Source organism: Pseudomonas sp. 29, assembly GCF_002754355.1.
GTDB classification, from domain to species: Bacteria; Pseudomonadota; Gammaproteobacteria; order Pseudomonadales; family Pseudomonadaceae; genus Aquipseudomonas; species Aquipseudomonas neuropathica.
In genome coordinates this window covers 5571615-5597765 of the sequence record NZ_PEEY01000001.1, presented here as the reverse complement: position 1 = coordinate 5597765, position 26151 = coordinate 5571615, and the positions used below count along the sequence as shown (strand labels likewise).

The window sequence follows — 26151 nt, the reverse complement described above, 5'->3', positions numbered from 1 at the left end:
TCGAACGGCTCGATATGGTCGATTACTGGCGATGGGTCGAGGTGTGTCAGCGCGAAATCAATCGCCGGCTCGAACTCGCCGAGCCATCGCGTAGCTGATCAGCGTCACCGCGCCCACCGCCAGCCCCGCCAGCAAGGCACCGCCCGCCGCAACAGGGGCGGCCGCCAGGGCCAGTAACGGCAACCCCACACAGAACGCCACGATCGCCGCCCACCACGGCAAATGCATCAGGCACAGCCACGCCAGCCAGATCACACCGGCGCCGATGGCCAGTGCATAGAGTGTTTTAGCGGTGCGCAGTGCGATTTTTTCAACCATGCCGGAAGCGTAGCAACGATGGCCAACGAAGTCCTCATCGGTTTAAAAATTGGCGCCGTTGTTTCCGGCAGCCTCAACGCGGCGTTTGGCTCGGCCAAGTCCACCGTGCGCCAATTGGGCCGCGCCGTCGACGGGCTCGCGCTCAAGCAACAGCACATCGGGCATGAGCTGTCGGCGTCGTTGGCCCGGGGCGGCACGGGCATTGAGCGCTTACGTCGCCAGTACGACGCGGTCGGTCACACCCTCGACCAGCTCAACGCCAAACAATTACGCCTCACGGCCAGCATGGCGCGCGGCAAGGCCCTCCGCACCGAACGCGGTGAGTTACGCGGTCAGGTCATGGAGGTCGTCGGCACGGGTGCGGCGTTGGGTGCGCCGATCATTCAATCGATGAAAACCGCCATCAACTTTCAGGACCAGACCCGCGATCTCGCCATCGGCGCAGGCTTCAACCCGGCGCAAGAGCGGCGCCTCAGCATGGCCCTGCGCGGCGCGGCGATCACCTGGAACCAGACCCAAACCGACGTCGCCCAAGGCACCGCCGTGTTGATCGCCGGCGGCATCGACAACCTCAAGCAGTTAACGGCCTACGCCCCAATCATGGCCAAAACCGCGACCGCCACCCGCGCCAGCATGGACCACCTCGGCGCGGTGGCCATCGCCCTCAGTGACAACCTCAACATCGGCGCCGCTGGGTTTGAGCGCTCAATGAACATGCTGGCCTTTGCCGGTAAAAGCGGCCAGTTCGAGCTGGCCGACATGGCCAAATGGCTGCCGCAATTAACACCCCAGTTCGCTGCCCTCGGCATCACCGGCGAGCGTGCCGTGGCGGAAATCGGCGCGTCGCTGCAGATCGCCCGTCGCGGTGCCGGCAGCAATGACGAGGCCGCCAACAACTTCAAAAACTTCCTCTCCAAACTCACCGCGCCAGACACCCTCAAGGCGTTCGAAAAAGCCGGCATCGACCTCAAAGGCAGCCTCAAAAATCTGGTCGGCGAAGGGCTGTCGCCGGCCCAGGCCATGCTCAGCGTCCTCACCCAACACTTGGGCCACAAAGCGCCAGCCGCCGCCGCGCAATACGGCAAGGCGCTGGACATCAAGGACCAGCACGAACAGCACATCGCACTGGCTCGGCTGGACGAGGCCTACAAGCTCGGCGAGCTGTTCGCCGACCAGCAAGTGTTGTCCTTCATCCGGCCGGCGCTGGCCAACCAGAAAGACTTGGCCGGCATCCAGCAAGGCAGCCAAAACGCCGCGGATCAGGGCGTGCTCGATGACGACTGGATCAAGCGGATGGGCAGCACCAAAGAGCAATTAAAATCCCTGCGCATTAATCTGGCGGACATCGGCATTTCCGTCGGCAATGCGTTGTTGCCCGCGATCATCGAGGTCACCCGCGCCGTCGTGCCGCTGATGCGGTCGTTCTCGGTCTGGGCGGGTGAAAATCCGGCGCTGATCAAAGGCGTGGTCGGGTTGGTCGGTGGTCTGTTGCTCGGCAAATTGGCGTTCATCGGTCTGGCTTACGGCGTCAATTTGATCATGGCGCCGTTTGTGGCGATGGCCACCACCGTCACGGCGCTGTCGGCGAAATTCACTTTGCTGCGCAGTGCCTGGCAGATGGGCAAGTTCACGCCGCTGATCACCGTGTTAAAACGAGTCGGCGCGGGCCTGCTCACAGTGGCGAAATACAGCGGGCTGTTCGTGCGCGGCATGCTCTTCGCGCTGGCCAGCCCACTCAAGTTGGCCGCTAAAGGCGGGTTGTTATTGGGCAAGGTTCTGGGCGGCACGTTGTTGTTCGGGCTAAAGCTGGCAGGCCAAGCCATCCTCTGGCTGGGCAGAGCGTTGATGCTCAACCCGATCGGCCTGCTGATCACCGGCATCGCGCTGGCCGCCTATTTGATCTATCGCCATTGGCAGCCGATCAAAACCTTCTTCACCGGCCTGTGGGCTGAAGTGAAGGCCGGTTTCAGCGGTGGCCTGTCGGGCATCCTCGGGGTACTGGTCAACTTCTCTCCATTGGGTTGGCTGTACCGCGCATTCGCCGGCGTGATGAGCTACCTGGGCGTCGAACTGCCCGGTAAATTCACCGAGTTCGGCAGCTTGCTTATCAGCGGTTTGGTCAACGGCATCCGTAACAGCGCCGGCCAGCTGAAAGACAGCGTCATTGGCATTGGCTCAGCCGTCAAAGACTGGTTCACCGACACCCTCGGCATCGAGTCGCCCAGCCGTGTGTTTATTGGCTACGGCGCCAACATCAGCCAAGGCGCCGCCTTGGGCATCAGCAGCCACGCGGCGTTGGTGCGACAGGCCGCACTGGGCATGGCCGCACAAAGCCGCGTCGACCTGGCGCCCCCCAATCTGATGCAAGTCACCCAAGCCAGCAGAATGGGTGTCGGCACATCGGCATCCGGCGCCGCGCCGACCATGACCTTTCATTTCTCGCCACAGATCCACGTGCCCATCGGCGCCGGCATGGACGCCATTCATCAAGGGCTGCAGGCCAGTTACACCGAATGGATGCGCATGATGGAACGCTACCTGCACGACACCCGCCGCCGTAGCTACGGCCCCTCAGCGCAGGGCAATGTCTGATGTTCGCCATCCTGGGCAACATTGAGTTCACCGTCGCCGGCGGCATCAGTGCCCTCGAACACAGCGGCACCGCCGATTGGGCCGAGCACCCACGCATTCAGGGCAAGCCCTTGTTGGAGTGGGTCGGCGAAGGGCTCGACGAATGTCACCTCAGCATCGAATTGCACCCGCTGTTGGGCGACCCGGAACAACGCTTGCGCGCACTGCGCGTGGCCAAAAGTCAGCATCAACCACTGGCCTTTGTCATGGGCAACGGCGAATACCTCGGGCCTTACGTCATCACCCACCTGAGCAACACCGTTCGCCGTGCCACCGCCATCGGCCAACTGATGGCCGCCACCGTGCAACTCAGCCTGCGCGAATACACCGGCGCCTTCGTCCGCAAACCCCATCATCCCGGCTTGCTCGATCCCACCGTCGGCGACCCGGCAACGGCCCTGGGCTCACCGGGCGTGATCTCCCGCCAGGCGTCAACGCCCAGCACTGCCCAACGCGTCCTCAGCCACGCCCGAACCGCCGGCAACGTCTTGCGTGCGGGCAAACAACTTTACGACGCCGCGCAAAGCGGTAACCCCTCGATCATCCTCGGCCAGGTCCCGCACTTGCTCGGCGTCACGGCCCGCGCGATTGAGCCGCTGCAAGGCTTCGTCACCGTCGCCGGCCTGCTGCGTGACGGCGCCGATTTGTCCCGCTTGGGTGAGGGCGTCTTGGCCAGCGTCATCGGCGCCCGCGCCAGCCTCAACCCCGTTGATCTGGCCAACATCATCGATCGCCTCAGCGCCTCACACGCCACCCTCGACCAGGCCATCACCGTACTCGACAGCGCCAACGAGCGGCTGGCCGGGCTGGCCGCCGACGTCCTCACCCGGAGAATCTGATGTTCATTCCGCACCACACCACCGAAGGCGAGCGCTGGGACCAATTGGCCTGGCGCTACTACGGCGACGCCCATCGCTACGGCCCCATCGCCGACGCCAACCCCAACGTGCCCCTCAATGCCACGCTGCCCTCGGGGCTGACCTTGGCCATTCCGCTACTCGCCGCACGGCCCACCGCACAGGACGTTCCGCCATGGATGCGCTAACCCAGCAACACGCCCCGCAGGCCCGATTTGTGCTCACCTACCAACAGCACAACATCACCCGCGATGTCAGCCAGCACCTGCTGTCACTGACCTACACCGACCACCTGTCCGGCCAGGCCGACAGCCTCGAAGTCGAACTCGAAGACACCCAAGGCCACTGGCGCAGCACCTGGTACCCCGGCCACGGCGACACCCTGACCGTGGCCATCGGCTGGGAAGGCACCCCCATGCGCACCCTCGGCCGCCTCGAAATCGACGAAGTCGAACTCAACGGCCCACCCTCGACCATCACCATCCACGCCCTGGCCACCGGCATCAACAGCCCACTGCGCACCCTCGAACACCGCGCCTACGAACACCTCACCCTGGCCGCCATAGCCCAACAAATCGCCACTCGCCAAGGCCTCACATTAGTCGGCCACATCGAACCCATCCCACTCGACCGCCTGACCCAACAAGACACCGACCTGACCTTCCTGCGCGACCTCGCCAACACCTACGACTACGCCTTCAAAATCGCCGGCCACCAACTCGTCTTCCACGCCATCCAACACCTGGCCAACGCCCAACCCGTCGCCACCCACCACCTCACAGACCTGGCCAACATCCACCTGCGCGACCAAATCAAAACCCTGCCCAAAGCCATCCAGATCCAACACAAAGACCCCGCCAAAAAACAACTCATCACCTACACCCTCATCAACCACCAAACCGTCGCCGTCCCCAGCAGCCACAGCCAAACCACCACCAGCGCCGACACCCAAAAAAACCGTCAACGCACCACCTCCACCGCACAAACCCACGCCAAAGCCAAAGCCCAACTCGCCCAAGCCAACCGCCAACGCACCACCGGCCAATGGACCACAACAGGCCAACCCCACCTCACCAGCGGCCACACCATCACCCTCAACGCCACCGGCCCACTCAACGGCCACTACCTCATCACCTCATCCACCCACCGCATCACCCGCCAAGGCGGCTACACCACCACCCAACACGTCTCAAAAATCCAACCCAACCCCTGACACCCCACAGCCCCCTGTGGGAGCGAGCCTGCTCGCGAAGAGGCCAGCCCAGACACCCCAAACCCACCAGACCAAAACGAGCCCCCATGCCCACCCAACTCGAATACGGCGAAGTCACCGCCCTGGACCACAAAACCTGCCGCCTACGCGTACGCCTCGACGACCGCGACGGCCTCCAGACCCACTGGCTCAACATCCCCCAACGCAACACCCAAGGCACCCAACGCCGCCCACTCATGCCCGAAATCGGCGAACAGGTGGCGGTGCTGCTGGATGCGGATGGCGTGGGCGGGGTTTATCTGGGCGGGATCTATTCAACGGCAGAGCCACCACCGGTGGTGGATGAAGACACGGAGTATGTGCGTTATAGCGATGGGACCGTGGTGTCGTATGACAGGACAGTCGGGGTAATTTCGCTGGATTGCGTGGGAGCATTGACAGTGAAATGCGAAGGGAACATCACAATTGAAACGAGCAGGCTGCTAGGGGTGAAAGCACTTTCGGCAATACTGCAGATCCCGCAGATCACGCTAAATGGTGATCTGCAGGTAAACGGCAGCATATCTGCTATTGGTTATGTGGGAACGGAGAGTGGAAGCGCGGACCTTCCTGCACTTTAAGCGGAGGCTCACTCCAATCGAATTCTCCATGCTCATCACGTGGAAAATCAGTTGGGACGACCTCTTTTATGACGCTAGACACATCTCCATTTCTCCTCAGACGGTAGGCAAACTCACGCTGTTCTCCATTCCATCTCACCCTCACGTCCTGGATGATGATGCCGTTTCTAGATTCAAATGTGATAGTGAAACTCCGATTTTCATACGGCTTAATGTAGGCCCACTCAAATTGGCGTGTGGCTTCAATGGGGACATCTCCCAAGCTTATTTTCTCAGAAGACATATGAGTCACGCCTTGGAAAAAGGTTGATCTTGAGTCAAGGTCATCGATCTTGGCATTCACTTGGTACATTGGATAATTACCAGCATTTTTTACAAGCCACTGGATTGTAAAAAAGGTAGGACGAGATAGCTCTGGCTCAGCAAAGCAGTAACTATCACCTCCAGTGATGTGATTGATTGTCCGTAGCGATTTCTCTTGGAAGTCATCAATCACATTTTCCAAACGCTGTTGCAAACTTGCGACACTAGCCTCCATTCCGGCTTGTTTGCGCACTCTAAAAAATTGCCCCGTCATATAGCTGACGAAGAAAAATGATCCAGAGAAATGAGTGATGGCTTCCTTAATCGAGAACGTTTGTCCCACCCAGTTGTAAGCGACCCATCCCGTAGCGGCTATCAACGGCAGCCAAAACTCCTTGCAGAGCTGTTTAGCGGTTCTTTTCCATTTACTCATGACCGATACGCTTCCTTTCGTTTTTGATACAGACCACATCGGCTACACGACCCGGATCTTTAAATCTGATTAAAAGCAGCACAAGCTCTTACGCATCACCATGGGCCCATGACAACGCCCATCCCCCACACCAGCATCACCGCCGCCCACTGGCAACCCGCACTCGGCACCACCGGCGAGATCGTCGAGGGCCTGCGCGACATCGACCAATCCCTGCGCATCATCCTCACCACCCCAAAAGCCAGCGACCCACACCGCCCGGAATTCGGCAGCAACCTGCACCTGTACCTCGACTGGCCCACCCACCGCGTCACCCCACACCTAGTGCGCGAAGCCATCGAAGCCATCCGCCGCTGGGAACCCCGCGTCGCCGTCGATCAAGTCCACATCCACATCAACACCCAACACATCATCGTCCACGTGCAATGGCGCGTCACCGGCCAGCTACCCCAGCGCACCGAGGTCCCCTATGCGCGAACTTCCTAAACCCGAATTCATCAAAATCGACCCCGCCGCACTCGAAGCCGAACTCATCGCCCGCTACGAACAAAAATCCGGCAAAACCCTGTACCCAGCCCAGATCGAACGCCTGTACATCGACCAGATCGCCTACGCCGTCTCCCGGTTGCAGATGAGCATCCAGCACGCCGGCGAACAACTCCTGGTGCGCTTCGCCCGCGGCCCCATCCTCGACTACCTCGGCGAGTTGGTCGCCACACCGCGCCTGCTGGCAAAAGCCGCCCGGTGCACATTGCGCTTCAACCTGCCGGCAAAATCAGCCCAGCCGGTGTTGATTCCGATCGGCACACGGGTCAGTACCCAAGATGCCAAACTGACCTTCATCACCGATCGCGACGTGACCATCCCCGCTGACCAAACACACGTGACCGTCACGGCAACGTGCCTGACCGTCGGCGAGCAAGGCAATGGCTGGACCATCGGCCAGATCAACGTGCAGGGCAGCTCGCCAGTCGCCGCGTTGACGGTCAGCAACACCACAACAACCGCTGACGGTGCCGCACACGAAAATGACGAGCGCTACCGCGAACGAATCATCTTGGCCCCGGAAGCCTTCAGCAATGCAGGCAGCCGCGCGGCGTACCGCTACCACACACTGGCCGTACATCAATCCATCATCGACGTCGCCGTTCACGGCCCAGACGAAGGTCAACCGGACGGTCATGTCGCGCTGTATCCCTTGACCCTCGACGGCCTGCCAACAGACTCACTGCTTCAAGACATCACACGCCAGGTCAGCGGCGAAAAGCTGCGGCCTCTGTGCGACACCGTCAATGCACTGGCCCCTGTCGAAGTCAGCTTCCAAATCAAAGCAAACCTGACGTTCTACACAGCCGTCGACCGCAGCGCGACAATGGCTGCGGCCCAAGCGGCTGCCAACGCTTACGCGCAAGAATGCAGCGCCACACTCGGTCACGATCTGGTCCCAGAACAACTGACCGCCGCGCTACAAGTCCCCGGCGTTTACCGTGCAGACCTGACAGTGCCGCAGAAAATTCGCGAGTTAAGCGGCAACGAATGGGCCCACTGCACCTCAATCGAATTGACCGATGCCGGGGTGGCCCATGGCTGACCCAATGCTGCCCCCCGCATTGGCCGGCGATGAACGTTTCACACTGCTGTGCGAACTGCTCGACCAGTCATTGGCCAAGCTCGACATCAACACCATGCTGGTCTACCTGATCGACTGGGTGCAGCCCAAATTACTGCCGCACCTAGCCGACCAATTCTCATTGCTCGACGAAGCCGCCTGGCAACTCGCCGAGTCCGAACAAGCCAAACGCAACCTCATCAAAAACGCCATCGAACTGCACCGATTCAAGGGCACTCCTTGGGCGATTCGAGAAGTCATCCGCCTACTGGGTTTTGGTGAGGTCAGTCTTCAAGAGGGGCCTGCAACACAGCCCGATATTGAACAGAGCAAAAAGCCGATCTGGCCGCTGTACCGCGTCATCCTCAAGCGCCCGGTCACCAACGACCAAGCGGTGCTCCTGCGCCGCGTCCTCCTATCCGTCGCACCGGCACGCTGTCGCCTGGTCTCGCTCGACTATCAGTCCGTCGCCATCCGCTACAACGCAGTCGCCCGTTACGACGGCCAATACAACCACGGAAGCAGCTAATGGCCGACCTACCCGAAGCCAACCAATGGACGCCCGGCGTCTACCAGATCGAAACCTCCGACCCCGTCGTCGGCGGCCCGGAAGGCGTCACCAACCTCCCAATAAAACAACTGACCAACCGCACGCTGTGGCTCAAAGGAAAAATCGAATCACTGAAAACCATTACCGACAAAGTGATCCAGGCCACCGAGCGAGCCGCCGGCATTGCGCGCATCGCCTCACAAAACGCCGTCAAAGCCGGAACAGAGACCAATACAACCGTGACGCCCAAAACGCTCGCCAGCCTTTACCCGTTCCGTGGGCGCGCCGTTTTTTTCACCCCCGGCACCCACGTCTGGGAGGTGCCTTCGGGCGTCACTCAAGCATGGGTCGTCGTCATTGGCGGTGGCGGCGGTGGCGCTCGGTCCAAAACATTACCCGGGCCCTCAGGCGGGTCGGGCGCTGGCGTCGCTAAAAAACTCGTCGACTTACGCGGCATTGCCTCGGTAAACATCACTGTAGGCGCGGGCGGTAAGGGGGCGTCCGATATCGACACCATAGGAGGAGACGGCGGCACGACGCTTTTCGGAACGTTTGTCTACGCGACCGCTGGAAGGGGCGGAATGCTCGATGGTCACGCGCCACATGGGGGCACCGGCTACGGGGGAAATGAAAACGATTGCATCGGCGTCGCGGGTCACCCTGTCGGCAACGCTTCAAACACCGGTTTTCTAGGCGGTGCCGGCGGGGGCGGCGAGTCAGGAGCCTCTTCGGACGATACCCGCAAACCCGTTACGCCCGGACACGGAGGTGGCGGCCGCACCTCCAGCGCAGCACCGGATGGCGCTGACGGACGGGTAACCATTCAATGGTGACAGTCACGCGCGGGCGAACAACCGCTGAACGGTTTCTTATGCACCGATCAGGCGCCCCCGACACACCCTACAACGGCTGGCCCACAGCCAAAGGGACATAAACATGCAAGACATCCGCTGTGGCCAGTGCCACCGCAAACTCGCCGCCGCGCGAGGCTTCACCGACCTACAAATCAAGTGCCCGCGCTGCCGGACACTCAACCACCTGAAGGCCCCGAGCCTCCTATCCGAATGCCCTGAGCATCTGCCCACACGAGCGCAGACATGCCCCAGCCCACCATTGGAAGCCTGTTCGCAGGCATAGGAGGATTTGATGCAGGATTCGAAAACGCAGGCTACCGCACCGCCTGGCAAGTGGAACTCAACCCCACCAACCGGGCTGTCCTTGCCGACCGATTTCCGCACGCCACCCAGCACGAAGACGTACGCGACTGCGGCGCCCACAACCTCCAAACCGTCGACGTCATCACCGCAGGCTTTCCCTGCCAAGACATCAGCATCGCCGGCAGCCGCCCCGGCAACCAAACCACCCGAGGCCTACGCGGCGAACGCAGCGGCCTGTTTTGGCAAGTCATACGCATCCTCCAAGAGACACAACCTCGCTGGGTGGTGCTTGAGAATGTCGTTAACCTGCTCGCTATCAACGATAGCCAAGACTTTGAAACAGTCATCCGGGCCCTTGCGGACAGCGGGTATGTGGGATTCTGGCGAGTGCTTAATGCTCAATATTTCGGAGTCCCCCAACAACGTCGTCGAATATTCCTGGTCGCAGGTCATCAACGAATGCCCCCCATCGAGCTGCTGGCTGACGCCGCGCCAGTGGACGCAATACCTCCAGCGTCTCAATCGCAGCAATGGCCACGCCCCGCGGATACATGGGCTGCCAATACTCTATTGGCAAACAAAGCCGGCTCCCAAATCGCTATGGGCTGTACCACTTTCGTCGCTCACCCGAACGGATGGCATCAGATGGCTGAGCGGCAGCGAACGTCTGAACATGATGGGCTTTGCCTCGGACTGGATGCGTCCAACCTTGCAGAAGCTTTCGCTGCCGGAAACGCCGTCGTCCCGCAAATCGCCCAATGGATCGCCGAAAAACTAATAAAAGCCAACTAACCCCACCAGCGGGACCCCAGTTCCCGCTACCATCTGCAATTCCATTGCACCCAGTGCAAAAGAATCCACCTACAAATACCGCGCGCTAAGGCCCAAGCTTTACGCGCGCGGCATCAATTTCAGGTCGATGTATCAAGCAGCACACCTCGGTCAGTCCCCTCTCCCTCGGGGAGAGGGCTAGGGTGAGGGGCTCTTGATCTTAAAACACAAAAAAAGCCGCAACCCTAAGGTTGCGGCTTTGTCGTTTCAGCCCTTCAGATCAATGCGCAAACAGTGAATTGCCCTTCTGCCCCGCCAGCTTCTCAGGCTTGATCAGGAACTTCGCCAGTGCCGGCAACAGCCACAGCGCACCGAACATGTTCCACAGCAGCATGAAGGTCAGCATCAGGCCCATGTCGGCCTGGAACTTGATCGCCGAGAAGATCCAGGTGCACACACCGATCGCCAGGCACAGACCGGTGAACAGCACGGCTTTACCGGTGGATTTCAGCGTTTGGTAATAGGCTTCCTGCAACGGCAGCCCCGCGCGCAGGAAACTCTCCAGTCGGCTGTAGATGTAGATGCCGTAGTCGACACCAATCCCCACACCCAGCGCCACCACCGGCAAGGTCGCGACTTTCACGCCGATGCCCATGAACGCCATCAGCGCGTTGCCGAGTACCGAGGTCAGCACCAGCGGCAGGACGATGCACAGCGTCGCCGCCCACGAACGGAAGGTGATCATGCACATCACTGCCACGCAGATGTACACCAGAATCAGGATGGTCAGCTCAGCCTGCTTGATGACTTCGTTGGTGGCCGCTTCGATCCCGGCGTTACCGGCGGCGAGGATGAATTCCAGACCGTCCTTGTTGTTGTCCTTGGCGAATTCCTGCACCGCGTGCACCGCACGATCGAGGGTTTCAGCCTTGTGATCGTTGAGGAACACCAGCACTGGCGCCAGCGAGCAACTGTTGTTGTACAGACCGTCGGCGCGGGCAATCGAGTTGTTCAGCACGTCCGGGTTGCGCGACAGGGTTTCCCACTTCAGGTTGCCCTCGTTCATGCCCTTGATCATCTGCTTGGACACGGTCACCAGCGAGATCGCCGACTGCACGCCCTCGGTGTTCTGCATCTTCCACATCAGCTCATCGATCGGCGCCATGGCCTCATAACGCGAGCAACCTTCAGCCTTGGTCTTGACCATCACCACCAGCACGTCGGAACTGGTCGAGTAGTTGTTGATGATGAAGTTGTTGTCCTTGTTGTAGCGCGAGTCCGGACGCAATTCCGGCGCGCCCTGGTCGAGGTCGCCGATTTTCAGGTTCTGGCTGTACCAGAGGCCGCCGCCGAAGGCGATCAGCGCCAGCACCACCGAAATACGTGCGACTTTCGGGTTGGCGAAGTTCGACAGCAGGCGCCAGAACGGGTGTTCGCGGTTCGCGTCTTTCTTGCTCTTGGCAATCGCGCGCTTGCTGATACCGACATAGGAAATGGCGACCGGCAGCAGGATCAGGTTGGTGAACACGATCACCGCCACGCCGATCGACGCGCCGATGGCCAGTTCACGGATCACGCCGATGTCGATGATCAGCAGGGTGATGAAGCCCACCGCATCCGCAAGAATCGCGATCATCCCCGGCAGGAACAGTTGGCGGAAGGTGCGCCGCGCTGCAGTCAACGCGTTGTCGGCCTCGCTCGATTGCAGGGCGATACCGTTGATCTTCTGCACGCCGTGGGAAATACCGATGGCGAAAATCAGGAATGGCACAAGCATCGAATACGGATCAAGCCCGAAACCGAAGAAGTGCATCAAGCCGAGCTGCCAGACCACCGCCACCAGCGTCGTACTCAACACCGCAATGGTGCTGCGTACGCAGTTGGTAAACCACAACAGCAGAATCAGGGTGATGACGAAAGCGATGCCGAAGAACAGCACGACCATCACCAGACCGTCGATCAGGTCGCCGACCTTCTTGGCGAAACCGACGATGTGGATCTTGACGTTGGGATTCTGCGCTTCGAACTTGTTGCGGATCTTGTCTTCGAGTTCATGGGAGAACTTGCGGTAGTCCAGCGCGAGCAACTTGCCCTGGTCTTCCGGGTCCGGGTAGGACTCCAGCAGCGGGATGTCAACGATGCTCGACTTGAAGTCGTTGGCCACCAGACGCCCGACCTGACCTGACTTGAGTACGTTGTTGCGCAGCAGATCGAGACTGTCTTGCGAGCCGTTGTAGCTCTGCGGGATCACTTCACCGCCGGCGAAACCCTCTTCGGTCACTTCGGTCCAGCGTACGCTCGGGCTCCATAGCGACTTCAGGCCAGAACGGTCGACGCCGGAGATGTAGAACACCTCGTCGTTGATCTGGCGCAGAGTCTCCATGTACTCCTTGGAGAAGATGTCGCCGTCCTTGGCCTCCACCGAAATGCGCACGGTGTTGCCCAGGTTCGCCAGATCGTTGCGGTGCTCCATCATCTTCTCGATGAACGGATGCTTGAGCGGGATCATTTTTTCGAAACTGGTCGACGGCCGGATCAGCGTGGCCTGCCAGAACAGGAAAATACTCACCACCAGGCAGATGAGGATCACTGCCGGACGGTTGTTGAAGATCAGGCGCTCAAGAAACGTCGCCTTGTCCTGCTGAGGAGTGATCAAGGAAGTCATAGCCCCGCCTTCTTATTATTGATCTCGGCACCGTTTGGCAGCGTGGTGTGAACGCCACCCTGCCCGCTCAGAATCAGATTGCCGTCGCCGGCAGCGGTGACCGACGACAGGGAAATACGATCCGGACGGTTGAACACGCTGAAGGTCTCGCCGTTGTCGCTGCTGCTGATCACCGAACCGCCGTTGCCAACGATCACGATCGAGCCATCTTCAAGCAGGGTCGCGCCGGACAGGCCGAATTCCAGCGATCCGCGCGCAGCTTTCAGCTCGACCTGCTCCCAGGTGCTGCCGAAATCGGTGGAGCGGTAGAGGTTGCCGCGCAAGCCGTAGGCCAGCAGGGTCTGCGGTTGCGCCGTGCCGATCACGCCGAACAGCGAGCCTTCGTACGGGCCTTCGAGTTTTTCCCAGGTCTGGCCGTCGTCGGCGGAGCGGAACATGCTGCCCGACTCGCCGACGATGAACAGCCCAGCGTCCTTCACCGCCGCGATGGCGTTGAGGTGGAATTGATCTTCGTTGTCGAGGCGGTCGCTGACGTCCTCCCAGTTTTTGCCGCCGTCGGTGGTTTCCAGCAGTGCACCGTACGCGCCCACGGCGAGGCCGCTGTTGACGTCCTTGAACCAGACGTCGAGCAGCGGCGATTCGCGTTTGAGGTCTTCGAATTGCTTGGTCCAGGTCAGACCGCCGTCTGCGCTGGCGAGGATTTGCGCGTCGTGGCCGACCGCCCAGCCGTGCTTGTCGTCGACAAAGTACACAGCCGTCAGCAGTTGCCGGCTCGGCACCTTGGCCTGGGTCCAGGTCTTGCCCTGGTCATCGGAATAAAGGATGTGCCCGCGATCGCCGACCGCGACCAGGCGTGCGCCAGCGTGGACGACATCGAGAATCAGGCTTTTCGCGGCTTTGGCGGATTCGGTGGCATAGACCACATCGGCTGGCGCCTCGGCAGCAATCACAGGTGCCGATAACGTGGCCAAGCCCAGCATGGAGAGTGCTGTGGCCAGCAACGCGGTGTTGCGTAACGCCGGCGGGCGGCAACGACTCATAGACCTTCCCCTATTTATTATTGTTAGGCCATTGGCCTTCAAGGGCGCCGCAAGTGTGCTCCGCTGATGGCTGGTCAGAAGCATAGTCCTGAAACCCGCAATCCAGAGCCACTTCGGAAGCTGGCTCATCCTATCGGGCTTTCGAAACGTCTGACAATCGGCGCCACGTTATCTTTTGTTAACCGAAAGCGACCTTCTGTTACGAAGAAATTCCCCTGTGGGAGCGAGCTTGCTCGCGAAAGCGGTGGATCAGCCAATAAAGAGGGTGAACGTTACGCCGCCTTCGCGAGCAAGCTCGCTCCCACAGAGGTTGGTGGTGGTTGTGGGATTTGAATACATGACCATTCGCCGGGGTGATGCGGCAAAAGTTACCGGAGGGACTTGCACGATCGGTATTATGGTATACCATCAGACGCACAGACACTCTCAATCCCCCTACGGAGCAGCTCATGAGTTTCGAAATTCGCAAGATCGTCAGCTATGTCGAAGAAACCTTCATTGAAGGCGGCAAGGCCACTGACAAGCCAGTGACCATGGTCGGCCTCGCCGTGGTGATGAAAAACCCTTGGGTAGGCAACGGTTTCGTTGAAGACCTCAAGCCGCAGATCCGCGCCAACTGCTCCGACCTCGGTGCGCTGATGGTGGAGCGTCTGGTCGGCATCATCGGCGGTGCCGAGAAGATCGAGGCCTACGGCAAAGCCGCTGTGGTCGGCGCTGATGGCGAGATCGAACACGCCTCCGCCGTGATCCACACCCTGCGCTTCGGCAACCACTACCGCGAAGCGGTCAACGCCAAGAGCTACCTGAGCTTCACCAACAAACGCGGCGGCCCGGGCACTTCGATTCAGATCCCGATGATGCACAAGGACGACGAAGGTCAGCGTTCGCACTACATCACCCTGGAAATGCAGATCGAAGACGCACCGCGTGCCGACGAAATCGTGGTCGTGCTGGGTTGCGCTGACGGTGGCCGTCTGCACCCGCGCATCGGCAATCGCTACATCGATCTGGAAGAACTGGCCGCCGAAAAAGCCCAGTAATCACAATAAAAAGGCATTGCAGGAGCGCTCCATGATTCGGCTCACCGCTGAACTCACCCCGGCTGGCACCAGTTACCTGGCGACCGGCCAAGGCCAGCCCGTGGTTTTGATCCACGGCGTGGGCCTGAACAAAGAAATGTGGGGCGGGCAGATCGTCGGTCTGTCCAGCCAATACCGGGTGATCGCCTACGACATGCTCGGCCATGGCGCCAGCCCGCGACCGGCCAGCGGCACCAACCTGCTCGGTTACGCCGATCAGTTGCTGGAGCTGCTTGATCACCTCAATCTGCCGCAGGCAGCGGTGATCGGTTTCTCCATGGGCGGTCTGGTCGCGCGGGCCTTTGCCCTGCATTACCCGGAGCGCCTGCAAAGCCTGGTGGTGTTGAACAGTGTGTTCAACCGCAGCGAAGAACAGCGTGCCGGCGTCATCGCCCGTACCGCGCAAGCCGCCGAACATGGCCCGGACGCCAATGCCGAAGCGGCGTTGTCGCGCTGGTTCAGCCGCGAGTATCAGGCGGCCAACCCGGCGCAGATCGCCGCATTGCGCCAGACCCTCGCCAATAATGATCCTCAGGGTTACCTGACCACCTACGAATTGTTCGCCACCCAAGACATGTACCGCGCCGACGACCTGGGCAGCATTCAGGCGCCGACGCTGATCGCCACCGGTGAACTCGATCCGGGTTCGACCCCGGAAATGGCCGAGCAACTGGCCCGACGCATCCCCGGTGCGAAGGTTGCCGTGCTGTCTGAGCAACGGCATATGATGCCGGTAGAGTCGCCGCGTCTGGTCAACCAGACGCTGCTGGAATTTCTGCAATTCGCACACTCCCGACAAAACCATATAAAGGGGATCGTTGCATGACACTCGCACGCTTCCAGATGTGCATCGGCGGAGAATGGGTCGACGCCCTCTCCGGCAATACCTTCGAAAGCCTCAACCCGGCCACGGCGCAAGCCTGGGCCGAACTGCCCGACGCTGATGAGGCGGATGTCGAACGCGCCGTGCAATCGGCACAGACTGCTTTCGACAGCCCGGCATGGCGTGGCCTGACTGCCACTGCGCGCGGCAAACTGCTGCGTCGTCTCGGCGACTTGATCGCCGAAAATAAAGAACAACTGGCGCAGCTGGAAAGCCGCGACAACGGCAAGCTGATCCGCGAAACCCGTGGGCAAGTCAGTTATCTGCCGGAGTTTTTCCACTACACCGCCGGCCTGGCCGACAAGCTCGAAGGCGGCACGCTGCCGCTGGATAAGCCCGACCTGTTCGCCTACACCGTGCACGAAGCAATGGGCGTGGTCGCCGCGATCATTCCGTGGAACAGCCCGCTGTACCTGACCGCAATCAAACTCGCCCCGGCCCTCGCCGCTGGCAATACGATTGTGATCAAGCCGTCCGAGCACGCCTCGGCGACCATTCTTGAACTGGCACGTCTGGCGCTCGAAGCCGGGATTCCGCCGGGCGTGGTCAACGTCGTCACCGGTTACGGCCCAAGCACTGGCGCCGCCCTCACCCGCCATCCGCTGATCCGCAAGATTGCCTTCACCGGCGGCGCGGCGACAGCACGGCATGTGGTGCGCAGCAGCGCCGAGAACTTCGCCAAGCTGTCGCTGGAACTGGGCGGCAAATCACCGAACATCATCTTCGCCGACGCCGATCTGGACAGCGCGATCAACGGCGCGATCGCCGGGATCTACGCGGCCTCCGGGCAGAGCTGCGTGTCGGGTTCGCGACTGTTGGTGCAGGACGAGATCTACGACGAATTCGTCAGCCGACTGGTCGAACGCGCCCAGCGCATTCGCATCGGCAACCCGCAAGAAGACCACAGTGAGATGGGCCCGATGGCCACCGCGCAGCAATTGGCGGTGGTCGAAGGTCTGGTCGCCGACGCCATCGCTGAAGGCGCGCGTTTGCGCACTGGCGGCAAGCGCCCGGCGGATCTTGGCGAAGGCTGGTTCTACGAGCCGACGCTGTTCGAATGCGACCGCAATTCGATGAAGATCATGCAGGAAGAAGTCTTCGGCCCGGTGGCGTCGGTGATTCGCTTCAAGGATGAAGCCGAGGCACTGGCGATCGCCAACGACTCACAGTTCGGTCTGGCGGCTGGCATCTGGACCCGCGACCTGGGCCGAGCCCATCGCCTGGCCCGCGATGTGCGCTCGGGGATCATCTGGGTCAACACCTACCGCGCGGTGTCAGCAATGGCCCCGATCGGCGGTTTCAAGAACAGTGGCTATGGACGCGAAAGCGGCATCGATTCGGTGCTGGCCTACACCGAACTGAAAACGGTGTGGATCAACCTTTCTCAGGCACCAATGCCTGATCCGTTTGTGATGCGCTAGGAGTCCTGCGAAATGATCGAACCCGGCATTTACAAAGACGTCATGAGCTCGTTCCCGTCCGGCGTCACGGTGGTCACCACCCTTGACCCTGAGGGTGGGATCGTCGGCATCACCGCCAGCGCCTTCAGTGCGCTGTCGATTGACCCGGCGCTGGTGTTGTTCTGCCCCAACTATGCTTCCGACACGTATCCGGTGTTGCGTGACAGCAAGAAATTCGCGATCCATTTGCTGTCGGCTGACCAGACGGCTGAGGCCTATGCGTTCGCCAGTAAAGGCAAGGACAAGGCCAAGGACATCGCGTGGCATTTGAGCGAACTCGGCAACCCGATTCTGGCCAAAGCGACGGCGATCATCGAGTGCGAGTTGTGGCGTGAGTACGATGGTGGCGACCACGCGATCATTGTTGGCGCGGTGAAGAACCTGATCCTGCCCGAACAACCGGTGACGCCGATGATTTACCACAAAGGCAAGCTCGGGCCGTTGCCGACTCTGGCCTGAGGCGACAATGCGAAACCCTGTGGGAGCGAGCTTGCTCGCGAAGGCGTAGTGTCAGTCGACATCAATGTTGAATCTAGTGGCGCTTTCGCGAGCAAGCTCGCTCCCAAAGGGGATAGTGGTGTGAGGAGGAATGATGAGTAACGAAAAGTATGAGAAGGGCCTGAAGATCCGCACTCAGGTGCTCGGCGAAGCCTACGTGCAGCGTTCGATAGAGAACGCCGACGACTTCACCCGTCCGCTGCAGGAAATGGTTACCGAATACTGCTGGGGCCATGTCTGGGGGCGTGAGGGTTTGTCGCTCAAGGAGCGCAGCATGATCAACCTGGCGATGATCTCGGCGCTCAACCGTCCGCACGAACTCAAGCTGCATGTGCGTGGCGCCTTGCGTAACGGCCTGAGTCGTGAGCAAATACGCGAAATTCTGCTTCAGGTCGGCATTTATTGCGGCGTTCCGGCAGCCGTGGACAGTTTCCGGCTGGCCCATGAAGCCTTTGCCGAAGCCGACGCCGAGGCCTCCAGTTAAACCCTCGGCTGTTTAGATGCCCGTCTGGCATGGACAGCCAACTTAAAGAGCGGACCCCATGAAACGCCAGCCACTCGACGACAGCTTCAAGGTCAATCGCAACCCCGTTACCCTGCGCGAAATCGTGCTGGATAAACTGCGTAGCGCGATCATGAATTTCCAGCTCATGCCCGGTGATCGTCTGGTCGAACGCGATCTGTGCGATCGCCTGGGCGTCAGCCGCACCTCTGTGCGTGAAGCCCTGCGTCACCTCGAATCCGAAGGTCTGGTCGAGTTCGCCGATGCCAAAGGTCCGCGTGTCGCCATCATCACATTGGCCGACGCCGTCGATATCTATGAATTGCGTTGCGTGCTGGAAGGTCTGATCGTTCAGCTGTTCACCCTGCGCGCCAAGGCCAAGGACATCAAAGCCCTGGAAAAAGCCCTCGACGACAACCGCAAGGCGCTCAAGGACGGCGAGTTGCAGCAGGTGATCGACTCGGTGCAGGGTTTCTACGACGTGCTGCTCGAAGGTTCGGGCAACCATGTGGCGGCGACTCAACTGCGCCAGTTGCAGGCGCGTATCAGCTACCTGCGCGCGACCTCGGTGTCCCAGGAAAACCGTCGCGGCGCGAGTAACCACGAAATGGAAAAAATGGTCGAGGCGATCAAAAGCGGCGATCCGCTGGCGGCGCATCAGGCCTGTGTCGACCACGTTCGCGCCGCTGCTGCCGTGGCCCTCGATTACCTCAAGCGCAAGCAGGAAGAGACTGGCGCTACCCCGCCAATCACCCTGCCGATCGCCTTGAAAGAACCCCGTATAGGTCACTGATATGTTCAGCCCGAGCTATTGCCCGAAATGCGGTGGCCCTGACCTCGGTCAGCAGGTGCCGCCGGGCGATACGCACGAGCGCCTGATGTGCCGCGGCTGCGGCTACATCCACTACGTCAATCCGAAGATCATTGCCGGCTGCATCATCGAGCAGGACGGCAAATACCTCTTGTGCCAACGCGCGATCCCACCGCGCCCGGGCACCTGGACGCTGCCCGCCGGGTTCATGGAAAGCGGCGAGACCACCGAGCAAGCGGCCGTCCGTGAAGTCTGGGAAGAAAGCGGTGTGCGCGCGGAAATCGTCTCGCCGTATTCGATTTTCAGCGTGCCGAAGATCAGCGAGGTGTACATCATCTTCCGTGCGATCGCGCTGGAGATCACCGGGCAGTACGGCCCCGAAACCATGGATTACAAGTTCTTCGCGCCGGAAGAGATTCCATGGGAACAGATCTATTACCCGGCGATCCGGCAGATTCTCGAGCGCTATATCGAAGAGCGCCAGGCTGGGGTGTATGGGATCTACATGGGCAATGACGATAGCGGCAAGATTCACTTCATCCGCTGAAGATTGCCTATCCCCCTGTGGGAGCGAGCTTGCTCGCGAATGCGGTCAGACATTCAACATGTGTATCGACTGACACGACGCCTTCGCGAGCAAGCTCGCTCCCACAGTGTTTAGTGGTGTTGCTTAAATTGGGGCGATGCCTTCAACGATGACGATTTCCGCCCTCGCCCATTCTTCGCGGTAACTTTTCGCTTCCTGGTACGCCGCCGAGTGGTAGCACGCCACGGCTTTTTCGTAGCTTTCAAACTCGATCACCACGCTGCGCTGCGGCGTCTCGCGCCCTTCCATCGCCTCGCTGCGCCCGCCTCTGGCCAGAAACTTCGCGCCAAACGCAGCGAACGCTGCCGGCGCACGCTGGGTGTATTGGCTGTAATGATCGGCATCGGCTATATCCACGTGAGCAATCCAGTACGCCTTCATAGTGACCTCTTTGTTGATTTTGTATTATGGTATACCAATATATTTCCAACGAACCCTGAGAGTCCAGCATGGCCTTCAACAGCATCGAAGAAATCATCGAAGATTATCGTCTTGGCAAAATGGTCTTGCTGGTCGATGACGAAGACCGCGAAAACGAAGGCGACCTGCTGCTGGCCGCCGACCATTGCACGCCCGAGGCGATCAGCTTCATGGCCCGCGAAGCGCGCGGTCTGATTTGTCTGACCCTGACCGACGAACATTGCCAGCGTCTGGGTTTGGAGCAGATGGTGCCGGCCAATGGCAGCGTGTTCAGCACCGCGTTTACCGTATCGATTGAAGCAGCGGTAGGCGTGACCACCGGCATCTCCGCAGCAGATCGCGCTTGCACCGTGGCCGCCGCCGTCGCGCCGAATGCCCGCGCTGAAGATCTGGTACAGCCCGGCCACATCTTCCCGCTGCGCGCCAAGGAAGGTGGCGTGCTGACCCGCGCCGGCCACACCGAGGCCGGTTGCGACCTGGCACGTCTGGCCGGTTTTACCCCGGCCTCGGTGATCGTCGAGGTGATGAACGACGACGGCACCATGGCCCGTCGCCCGGATCTGGAAGTGTTCGCGCGCAAGCACGGGATCAAGATCGGCACCATCGCCGACCTGATCCACTATCGCCTGAGCACCGAACACACCATTGAACGCATCGGCGAACGGGAGCTGCCGACGGTGCATGGCACGTTCCGCTTGATCACTTTTGAGGATCGCATCGAGGGCGGCGTGCACATGGCGATGGTCATGGGCGATCTGCGCCGTGAAGAACCGACGCTGGTGCGCGTGCATGTGATCGATCCACTGCGGGATCTGGTTGGCGCGGAATATAGCGGGCCGACGAACTGGACGCTTTGGGCGGCGTTGCAACGGGTCGCTGCTGAGGGGCACGGGGTTGTGGTGGTGTTGGCCAATCACGAGTCTTCGCAGGCGCTGCTGGAGCGGGTGCCGCAATTGACTCAGCCGCCGAGGCAGTTCAGCCGTTCGCAATCGCGGATTTATTCGGAGGTGGGGACCGGGGCGCAGATTCTGCAGAACCTTGGGGTTGGCAAGTTGCGTCACCTGGGCCCTCCTCTGAAATACGCCGGGTTGACCGGGTATGACCTGGAAGTGGTCGAGAGTATTCCGTTTACCGAGTGAAGCTGCCCTCACCCCAGCCCTCTCCCCGAGGGAGAGGGAGCCGACCGAGGTGTTTAGTCGCTATACGCCGACCTGAGATACCGAGTCGAACTCAGGTTTTGGACAGCCTCCAATCGGCCCCCTCTCCCGAAGGCAGAGGGAGCTGACCGAGGTGTTTAGTCGCTATACGCCGACCTGAGATACCGAGTCGAACTCAGGTTTTGAACAGCCTCCAATCGGCCCCCTCTCCCGAAGGGAGAGGGCTGGGGTGAGGGGCTGGATCTGACATTCACAAAAAACATCCAAGCCGAACGCATCAAATAACCGCCCGGCCAGATAACCGGTAAGGCAAAGTGCTTGCACAAAGTTTGGAATACCATAATATGATATTCCATAGACCGGACATTCCAACGAAGGTCCATCTACTGCTCCCGACAGGCGGGCAACAACGCAAGCCCGCTCAAAAACACAACAATGAGGGCGTAAAAATGGTGTTGAACAAAGCTGCAACCGCGATCTTTTTTGCGGGACTGCTCAGCGTTACCGGCCAGGCTGCAATGGCTGCCGAGAGCGTGAACTTCGTCAGCTGGGGCGGAAGCACCCAGGATGCGCAGAAACAGGCCTGGGCCGATCCGTTCAGCAAGGCCAGCGGCATCACCGTCGTGCAGGATGGCCCGACTGACTACGGCAAACTCAAAGCCATGGTCGAGAGCGGCAACGTGCAGTGGGACGTGGTCGATGTCGAAGCCGACTTCGCCCTGCGTGCCGCCGCTGAAGGCCTGCTCGAACCCCTCGATTTCAAAGTCATCCAGCGCGACAAGATCGACCCGCGTTTCGTCAGCGATCACGGCGTCGGCTCGTTCTTCTTCTCCTTCGTCCTCGGCTACAACGAGGGCAAACTCGGCGCCAACAAGCCACAGGACTGGAGCGCCCTGTTCGACACCAAAACCTACCCGGGCAAACGCGCCCTGTACAAATGGCCAAGCCCTGGCGTACTCGAACTGGCGCTGCTGGCCGACGGCGTGCCTGCCGACAAGCTTTACCCGCTCGACCTCGATCGCGCCTTCAAGAAACTCGACACCATCAAGAAAGACATCGTCTGGTGGGGCGGCGGCGCGCAGTCGCAGCAACTGCTGGCCTCCGGTGAAGCGAGCATGGGCCAGTTCTGGAACGGTCGCATTCACGCCCTGCAAGAAGACGGCGCACCGGTCGGTGTGAGCTGGAAACAGAACCTGGTCATGGCCGACATTCTGGTGATTCCAAAAGGCTCGAAAAACAAGGACGCGGCGATGAAGTTTCTGGCCGCCGCCAGCAGCGCCAAGGGCCAGGCCGACTTCTCCAACCTGACCGCCTACGCCCCGGTCAACCTCGACAGTGTGGAGCGTCTGGATTCGACGCTGGCCCCCAACCTGCCGACTGCCTACGCTAAGGATCAGATCACTCTAGATTTCGCGTACTGGGCCAAAAACGGCCAGGCCATCGCGACACGGTGGAACGAATGGCTGGTCAAATGAAAATGGCGGCCACCGCGTCCCGTCCCTCCACTGCCACCGGGAGCGCGACCAGCGCTGCCGGTTCGGCCCACGGAACACAGGCGGTTGCGATGCAGCAAGCCCCATCCCTCAGACAACGCTGGCGCGGCGCCGGCAACCTCGCTCCGGCACTGTTGTTCATCGGCCTGTTCTTTCTCGCGCCGTTGATTGGCCTGCTGTTGCGCGGCGTGCTCGAACCGACCCCGGGCCTTGGCAACTATGAACAACTGTTCGCCAACTCGGCGTACGCCCGAGTGCTGCTCAACACCTTCTCGGTGGCCGGGCTGGTAACGCTGTTCAGCCTGTTGCTGGGCTTTCCGCTGGCCTGGGCGATCACCCTGGTGCCGCGTGGCTGGGGGCGCTGGATTCTCAACATCGTGCTGCTGTCGATGTGGACCAGCCTGCTCGCCCGTACGTATTCGTGGCTGGTGCTGCTGCAAGCGTCGGGCGTGATCAACAAGGCTCTGATGGCGATGGGCATCATCGATCAGCCGCTGGAAATGGTCCACAACCTCACCGGCGTGGTGATCGGCATGAGCTACATCATGATCCCGTTCATCGTCCTGCCGTTGCAGGCAACCATGCAGGCCATCGACCCGATGATTCTGCAGGCCGGTTCGATTTGCGGAGCCAGCCCGTGGACCAACTTCTTCCGGGTGTTCCTGCCGCTGTGCCGGCCGGGTCTGGCCTCCGGTGGCTTGATGGTGTTCGTCATGTCGCTCGGTTACTACGTCACCCCGGCGCTGCTCGGCGGCGCGCAGAACATGATGCTGCCGGAGTTTATCATTCAGCAGGTGCAATCGTTCCTCAACTGGGGCCTGGCCAGTGCCGGCGCCGCGTTGCTGATCGCGATCACTTTGGTGCTGTTCTACTTCTACCTGAAGCTTCAGCCGGAATCCCCGGTTGGCGCCAGTAACGCGAGGTAAGCCGACATGCTCCTGACCCCCAATGCGATGAGCCGGCGCATGCGCTTCGGTTTGTATGCAACCACCGGGCTGATCGGTCTGTTCCTGCTGTTGCCGATCGTCTTCATCGTGCTGCTATCGTTCGGCTCCTCGCAGTGGCTGGTGTTTCCGCCACCGGGCTGGACGCTGAAATGGTACGGCCAGTTCTTCTCCAACCCCGATTGGATGAACGCCGCAGCGGCCAGCCTCAAGGTCGCCGTGCTGACCACGATCTGCGCCGTGGCCCTCGGTCTGCCGACTGCGTTTGCGCTGGTTCGCGGGCGTTTTCCCGGTCGGGAAATGCTCTACGGCCTGTTCACCCTGCCGATGATCGTGCCGCTGGTGATCATCGCCGTGGCGGTGTACGCGCTGTTTCTCAAGCTCGGTTACACCGGGACGATGTTCGCGTTTGTCGTCAGCCATGTGATCGTCGCGCTGCCGTTCACGATTATCTCGATCATCAACTCACTGAAGCTGTTCGATCAGTCGATTGAAGACGCGGCGGTGATTTGCGGTGCTTCACGCCTGCAAGCGGTGTTCAAGGTGACGTTCCCGGCGATTCGTCCGGGTATGGTTGCCGGCGCCCTCTTCGCCTTCCTCGTTTCGTGGGACGAAGTGGTGCTCAGCGTGATGATGGCAAGTCCCACACTGCAAACGCTTCCCGTGAAAATGTGGACCACCTTGCGCCAGGACCTGACGCCAGTGATCGCCGTCGCTTCGACGCTGCTGATCGGCTTGTCGGTTTTGGTCATGGTCATCGCCGCCGCGCTGCGCCGGCGCAACGAAATCAGCGCCTGAGCGCCCAGGAGTACGACATGAGTGCCGTGATCAAAGACGCTTCCCAGCAGAATGACAAACCCCTGGTCAGTCTGCGCAACCTGAACAAGCATTACGGCGACTTTGCTGCCGTCGACAACATCTCGCTGGACATCAAGGACGGTGAATTCCTGACTTTCCTCGGCTCCAGCGGCTCGGGCAAGAGTACGACCCTGTCGATGCTCGCCGGATTTGAAACGCCGAGCAGTGGCGAGATCCTCGTCAACGGTCAGTCGCTGGTGAATGTGCCTCCGCACAAGCGTGACATCGGCATGGTGTTCCAGCGTTATTCGCTGTTCCCGCATCTGTCGGTGCGCGACAACATCGCCTTTCCGCTGGCGATCCGCAAACTCGCCGCCGCCGAACGTGACAAGCGTGTCGACGCGATGTTGAAACTGGTCCAGCTCGAACAGTTCGCCCATCGCCGCCCTTCGCAACTGTCTGGCGGCCAGCAGCAACGTGTCGCCATTGCCCGGGCGTTGGTTTACGAACCACGCATCCTGCTGATGGATGAACCGCTGGGGGCGCTGGATAAAAAGCTGCGTGAAGATCTGCAGGATGAACTGCGCCAACTGCATCGTCGCCTGGGCATCACCATTGTTTACGTGACCCACGACCAGGAAGAAGCCATGCGTTTGTCGCAGCGCATTGCGATTTTCAGTCACGGCAAGATTGTTGGTCTGGGCAGTGGTTATGACCTTTATCAAAATCCGCCGAATGCGTTTGTGGCGTCGTTCCTGGGCAACTCGAACTTCCTCAAGCTCAAGGCGCAGGGCAATGCGGCGGCTTCGTTTGAAGGACAGTCATTGTCGATTCGACTGACCGCTGGGCTGCATACGGATCAGGATGTGTTGCTGATGGTGCGGCCGGAAAAAGCCTTGGCGTTGAGCGTGGCGCAAGCGATCAGCGAACCGCTGCCGTCGGGGTGGAACGAGGTTTCAGCGAAGGTGGTGGAGGTGTTGTTTCTGGGTGAGAGCCAGACTTGCAGTGTGGTCACGTCGGGCGGCACATCAATGACGGTGAAAGCACTGTCAGCCGCCGGCATGCCGCTCAAGGCTGGCGACCCGGTTCAAGTACGCTGGGCCACCGCTGACGCCTGCGTCTACACCGAATGGACCGACAGCGACCTGAACAAGGCTGCGGGTTCTCACTGATAGCGTGTTGTCTGTGAGATTTACCCCCTCACCCCAGCCCTCTCCCCCAAGGGGGGCGAGGGGGAAAGGGAGCAGATCGGGGGCTTTTCAGGACCTGAGTTCGACTCAGGACTTTCAAGTCGATGTATAACGCCAAAACAACCCGGTCAGTCCCCTCTCCCTCTGGGAGAGGGCTAGGGTG

Annotated in this window: 28 protein-coding genes; 23 read left to right on the top strand and 5 right to left on the bottom strand. The window is 60.5% G+C overall.

The features are described from left to right. Window positions 1–57: 57 nt before the first annotated feature. A complete protein-coding gene (locus CLU80_RS26020; protein ID WP_099758805.1) occupies window positions 58–318 on the bottom strand; it encodes a hypothetical protein in 261 nt (86 codons plus the stop codon). An 18-nt stretch (window positions 319–336) separates the two neighbouring features. Between CLU80_RS26020 and CLU80_RS26015 the strand changes: the two genes are divergently transcribed. The 5 genes from CLU80_RS26015 (at window position 337) to CLU80_RS25995 (ending at window position 5639) form a co-directional block, all read left to right on the top strand. Beyond that, a complete protein-coding gene (locus CLU80_RS26015; protein WP_099758804.1) occupies window positions 337–2910 on the top strand; it encodes a phage tail tape measure protein in 2574 nt (857 codons plus the stop codon). Beyond that, on the top strand, window positions 2910–3788 hold the full coding sequence (locus CLU80_RS26010) for a phage tail protein (RefSeq protein ID WP_099758803.1): 879 nt from the start codon (window positions 2910–2912) through the stop codon (window positions 3786–3788). The genes CLU80_RS26015 and CLU80_RS26010 overlap by 1 nt, the downstream gene beginning before the upstream one ends. After that, complete coding sequence (locus tag CLU80_RS26005; protein WP_016987145.1) at window positions 3788–3994, top strand: tail protein X; 207 nt, start codon at window positions 3788–3790, stop codon at window positions 3992–3994. The genes CLU80_RS26010 and CLU80_RS26005 overlap by 1 nt, the downstream gene beginning before the upstream one ends. Then, a complete protein-coding gene (locus CLU80_RS26000; RefSeq protein ID WP_099758802.1) occupies window positions 3982–5019 on the top strand; it encodes a phage late control D family protein in 1038 nt (345 codons plus the stop codon). Before CLU80_RS26005 ends, CLU80_RS26000 begins: the two co-directional genes overlap by 13 nt. Window positions 5020–5105: 86 nt before the next feature. Beyond that, window positions 5106–5639, top strand: coding sequence for a phage baseplate assembly protein V (locus CLU80_RS25995; protein ID WP_016987142.1), 534 nt, complete (start codon window positions 5106–5108; stop codon window positions 5637–5639). On the opposite strand, the gene CLU80_RS25990 is transcribed toward CLU80_RS25995, so the two are convergent. Then, window positions 5587–6375, bottom strand: a complete 789-nt coding sequence (locus CLU80_RS25990) for a hypothetical protein (RefSeq protein ID WP_099758801.1) — start codon at window positions 6373–6375, stop codon at window positions 5587–5589. The two genes, CLU80_RS25995 and CLU80_RS25990, sit on opposite strands and share 53 nt — an antisense overlap. A 108-nt stretch (window positions 6376–6483) precedes the next feature. Between CLU80_RS25990 and CLU80_RS25985 the strand changes: the two genes are divergently transcribed. The 6 genes from CLU80_RS25985 to CLU80_RS25960 all read left to right on the top strand — a co-directional run bounded on the left by CLU80_RS25985 (window position 6484) and on the right by CLU80_RS25960 (window position 10483). After that, a complete protein-coding gene (locus CLU80_RS25985; protein WP_099758800.1) occupies window positions 6484–6861 on the top strand; it encodes a GPW/gp25 family protein in 378 nt (125 codons plus the stop codon). Further along, window positions 6845–7966, top strand: a complete 1122-nt coding sequence (locus tag CLU80_RS25980; protein ID WP_099758799.1) for a baseplate assembly protein — start codon at window positions 6845–6847, stop codon at window positions 7964–7966. The genes CLU80_RS25985 and CLU80_RS25980 overlap by 17 nt, the downstream gene beginning before the upstream one ends. Continuing rightward, entirely contained in the window at window positions 7959–8513 is a 555-nt protein-coding gene (locus tag CLU80_RS25975; protein WP_286079781.1) for a phage tail protein I, read from the top strand. Before CLU80_RS25980 ends, CLU80_RS25975 begins: the two co-directional genes overlap by 8 nt. Then, window positions 8513–9367 (top strand): glycine-rich domain-containing protein, encoded by an 855-nt coding sequence (locus CLU80_RS25970; RefSeq protein ID WP_099758797.1) that lies wholly within the window; start codon window positions 8513–8515, stop codon window positions 9365–9367. Before CLU80_RS25975 ends, CLU80_RS25970 begins: the two co-directional genes overlap by 1 nt. Window positions 9368–9470: 103 nt before the next feature. Next, entirely contained in the window at window positions 9471–9671 is a 201-nt protein-coding gene (locus CLU80_RS25965; RefSeq protein ID WP_080587526.1) for a Com family DNA-binding transcriptional regulator, read from the top strand. Beyond that, a complete protein-coding gene (locus tag CLU80_RS25960; protein ID WP_099758796.1) occupies window positions 9632–10483 on the top strand; it encodes a DNA cytosine methyltransferase in 852 nt (283 codons plus the stop codon). The genes CLU80_RS25965 and CLU80_RS25960 overlap by 40 nt, the downstream gene beginning before the upstream one ends. A gap of 259 nt (window positions 10484–10742) precedes the next feature. Here CLU80_RS25960 and CLU80_RS25955 read toward each other — a convergent pair whose 3' ends face one another. Beyond that, window positions 10743–13127 (bottom strand): efflux RND transporter permease subunit, encoded by a 2385-nt coding sequence (locus CLU80_RS25955; RefSeq protein ID WP_095050102.1) that lies wholly within the window; start codon window positions 13125–13127, stop codon window positions 10743–10745. Further along, complete coding sequence (locus CLU80_RS25950; protein WP_093437789.1) at window positions 13124–14167, bottom strand: WD40/YVTN/BNR-like repeat-containing protein; 1044 nt, start codon at window positions 14165–14167, stop codon at window positions 13124–13126. Before CLU80_RS25950 ends, CLU80_RS25955 begins: the two co-directional genes overlap by 4 nt. A gap of 449 nt (window positions 14168–14616) precedes the next feature. On the opposite strand from CLU80_RS25950, the gene CLU80_RS25940 reads away from it, so the two are divergent. The 7 genes from CLU80_RS25940 (at window position 14617) to CLU80_RS25905 (ending at window position 19947) form a co-directional block, all read left to right on the top strand. After that, on the top strand, window positions 14617–15207 hold the full coding sequence (locus CLU80_RS25940; RefSeq protein WP_007917992.1) for an amino acid synthesis family protein: 591 nt from the start codon (window positions 14617–14619) through the stop codon (window positions 15205–15207). A gap of 31 nt (window positions 15208–15238) precedes the next feature. Next, window positions 15239–16072 (top strand): alpha/beta fold hydrolase, encoded by an 834-nt coding sequence (locus CLU80_RS25935; protein WP_099758795.1) that lies wholly within the window; start codon window positions 15239–15241, stop codon window positions 16070–16072. After that, entirely contained in the window at window positions 16069–17550 is a 1482-nt protein-coding gene (locus CLU80_RS25930) for an aldehyde dehydrogenase (protein WP_099758794.1), read from the top strand. Before CLU80_RS25935 ends, CLU80_RS25930 begins: the two co-directional genes overlap by 4 nt. Before the next feature lie 12 nt (window positions 17551–17562). Beyond that, complete coding sequence (locus CLU80_RS25925; RefSeq protein ID WP_099758793.1) at window positions 17563–18048, top strand: flavin reductase family protein; 486 nt, start codon at window positions 17563–17565, stop codon at window positions 18046–18048. A 133-nt stretch (window positions 18049–18181) separates the two neighbouring features. Then, window positions 18182–18571 carry a carboxymuconolactone decarboxylase family protein gene (locus tag CLU80_RS25915; protein ID WP_099758792.1) on the top strand — a complete coding sequence of 130 codons (390 nt, stop codon included), beginning with the start codon at window positions 18182–18184 and terminating at the stop codon, window positions 18569–18571. A 58-nt stretch (window positions 18572–18629) separates the two neighbouring features. Further along, complete coding sequence (locus CLU80_RS25910; protein ID WP_099758791.1) at window positions 18630–19382, top strand: GntR family transcriptional regulator; 753 nt, start codon at window positions 18630–18632, stop codon at window positions 19380–19382. A 1-nt stretch (window position 19383) separates the two neighbouring features. Then, window positions 19384–19947, top strand: a complete 564-nt coding sequence (locus CLU80_RS25905; RefSeq protein WP_099758790.1) for an NUDIX hydrolase — start codon at window positions 19384–19386, stop codon at window positions 19945–19947. A gap of 123 nt (window positions 19948–20070) precedes the next feature. Here the strand turns inward: CLU80_RS25905 and CLU80_RS25900 are convergent, their stop codons facing one another. After that, window positions 20071–20367, bottom strand: a complete 297-nt coding sequence (locus CLU80_RS25900) for a DUF1330 domain-containing protein (protein WP_099758789.1) — start codon at window positions 20365–20367, stop codon at window positions 20071–20073. A 68-nt stretch (window positions 20368–20435) separates the two neighbouring features. Between CLU80_RS25900 and ribBA the strand changes: the two genes are divergently transcribed. The 5 genes from ribBA (at window position 20436) to CLU80_RS25875 (ending at window position 25970) form a co-directional block, all read left to right on the top strand. Continuing rightward, window positions 20436–21545 carry a bifunctional 3,4-dihydroxy-2-butanone-4-phosphate synthase/GTP cyclohydrolase II gene (gene ribBA / locus CLU80_RS25895; RefSeq protein WP_099758788.1) on the top strand — a complete coding sequence of 370 codons (1110 nt, stop codon included), beginning with the start codon at window positions 20436–20438 and terminating at the stop codon, window positions 21543–21545. Between the two features lie 467 nt (window positions 21546–22012). After that, window positions 22013–23038, top strand: coding sequence for an ABC transporter substrate-binding protein (locus CLU80_RS25890; protein WP_095050093.1), 1026 nt, complete (start codon window positions 22013–22015; stop codon window positions 23036–23038). After that, window positions 23035–23982, top strand: coding sequence for an ABC transporter permease (locus CLU80_RS25885; RefSeq protein ID WP_166674938.1), 948 nt, complete (start codon window positions 23035–23037; stop codon window positions 23980–23982). Before CLU80_RS25890 ends, CLU80_RS25885 begins: the two co-directional genes overlap by 4 nt. Before the next feature lie 6 nt (window positions 23983–23988). After that, window positions 23989–24798, top strand: coding sequence for an ABC transporter permease (locus CLU80_RS25880; protein WP_007918021.1), 810 nt, complete (start codon window positions 23989–23991; stop codon window positions 24796–24798). Window positions 24799–24815: 17 nt separating this feature from the next. Further along, complete coding sequence (locus tag CLU80_RS25875; RefSeq protein WP_099758787.1) at window positions 24816–25970, top strand: ABC transporter ATP-binding protein; 1155 nt, start codon at window positions 24816–24818, stop codon at window positions 25968–25970. Window positions 25971–26151 lie beyond the last annotated feature (181 nt).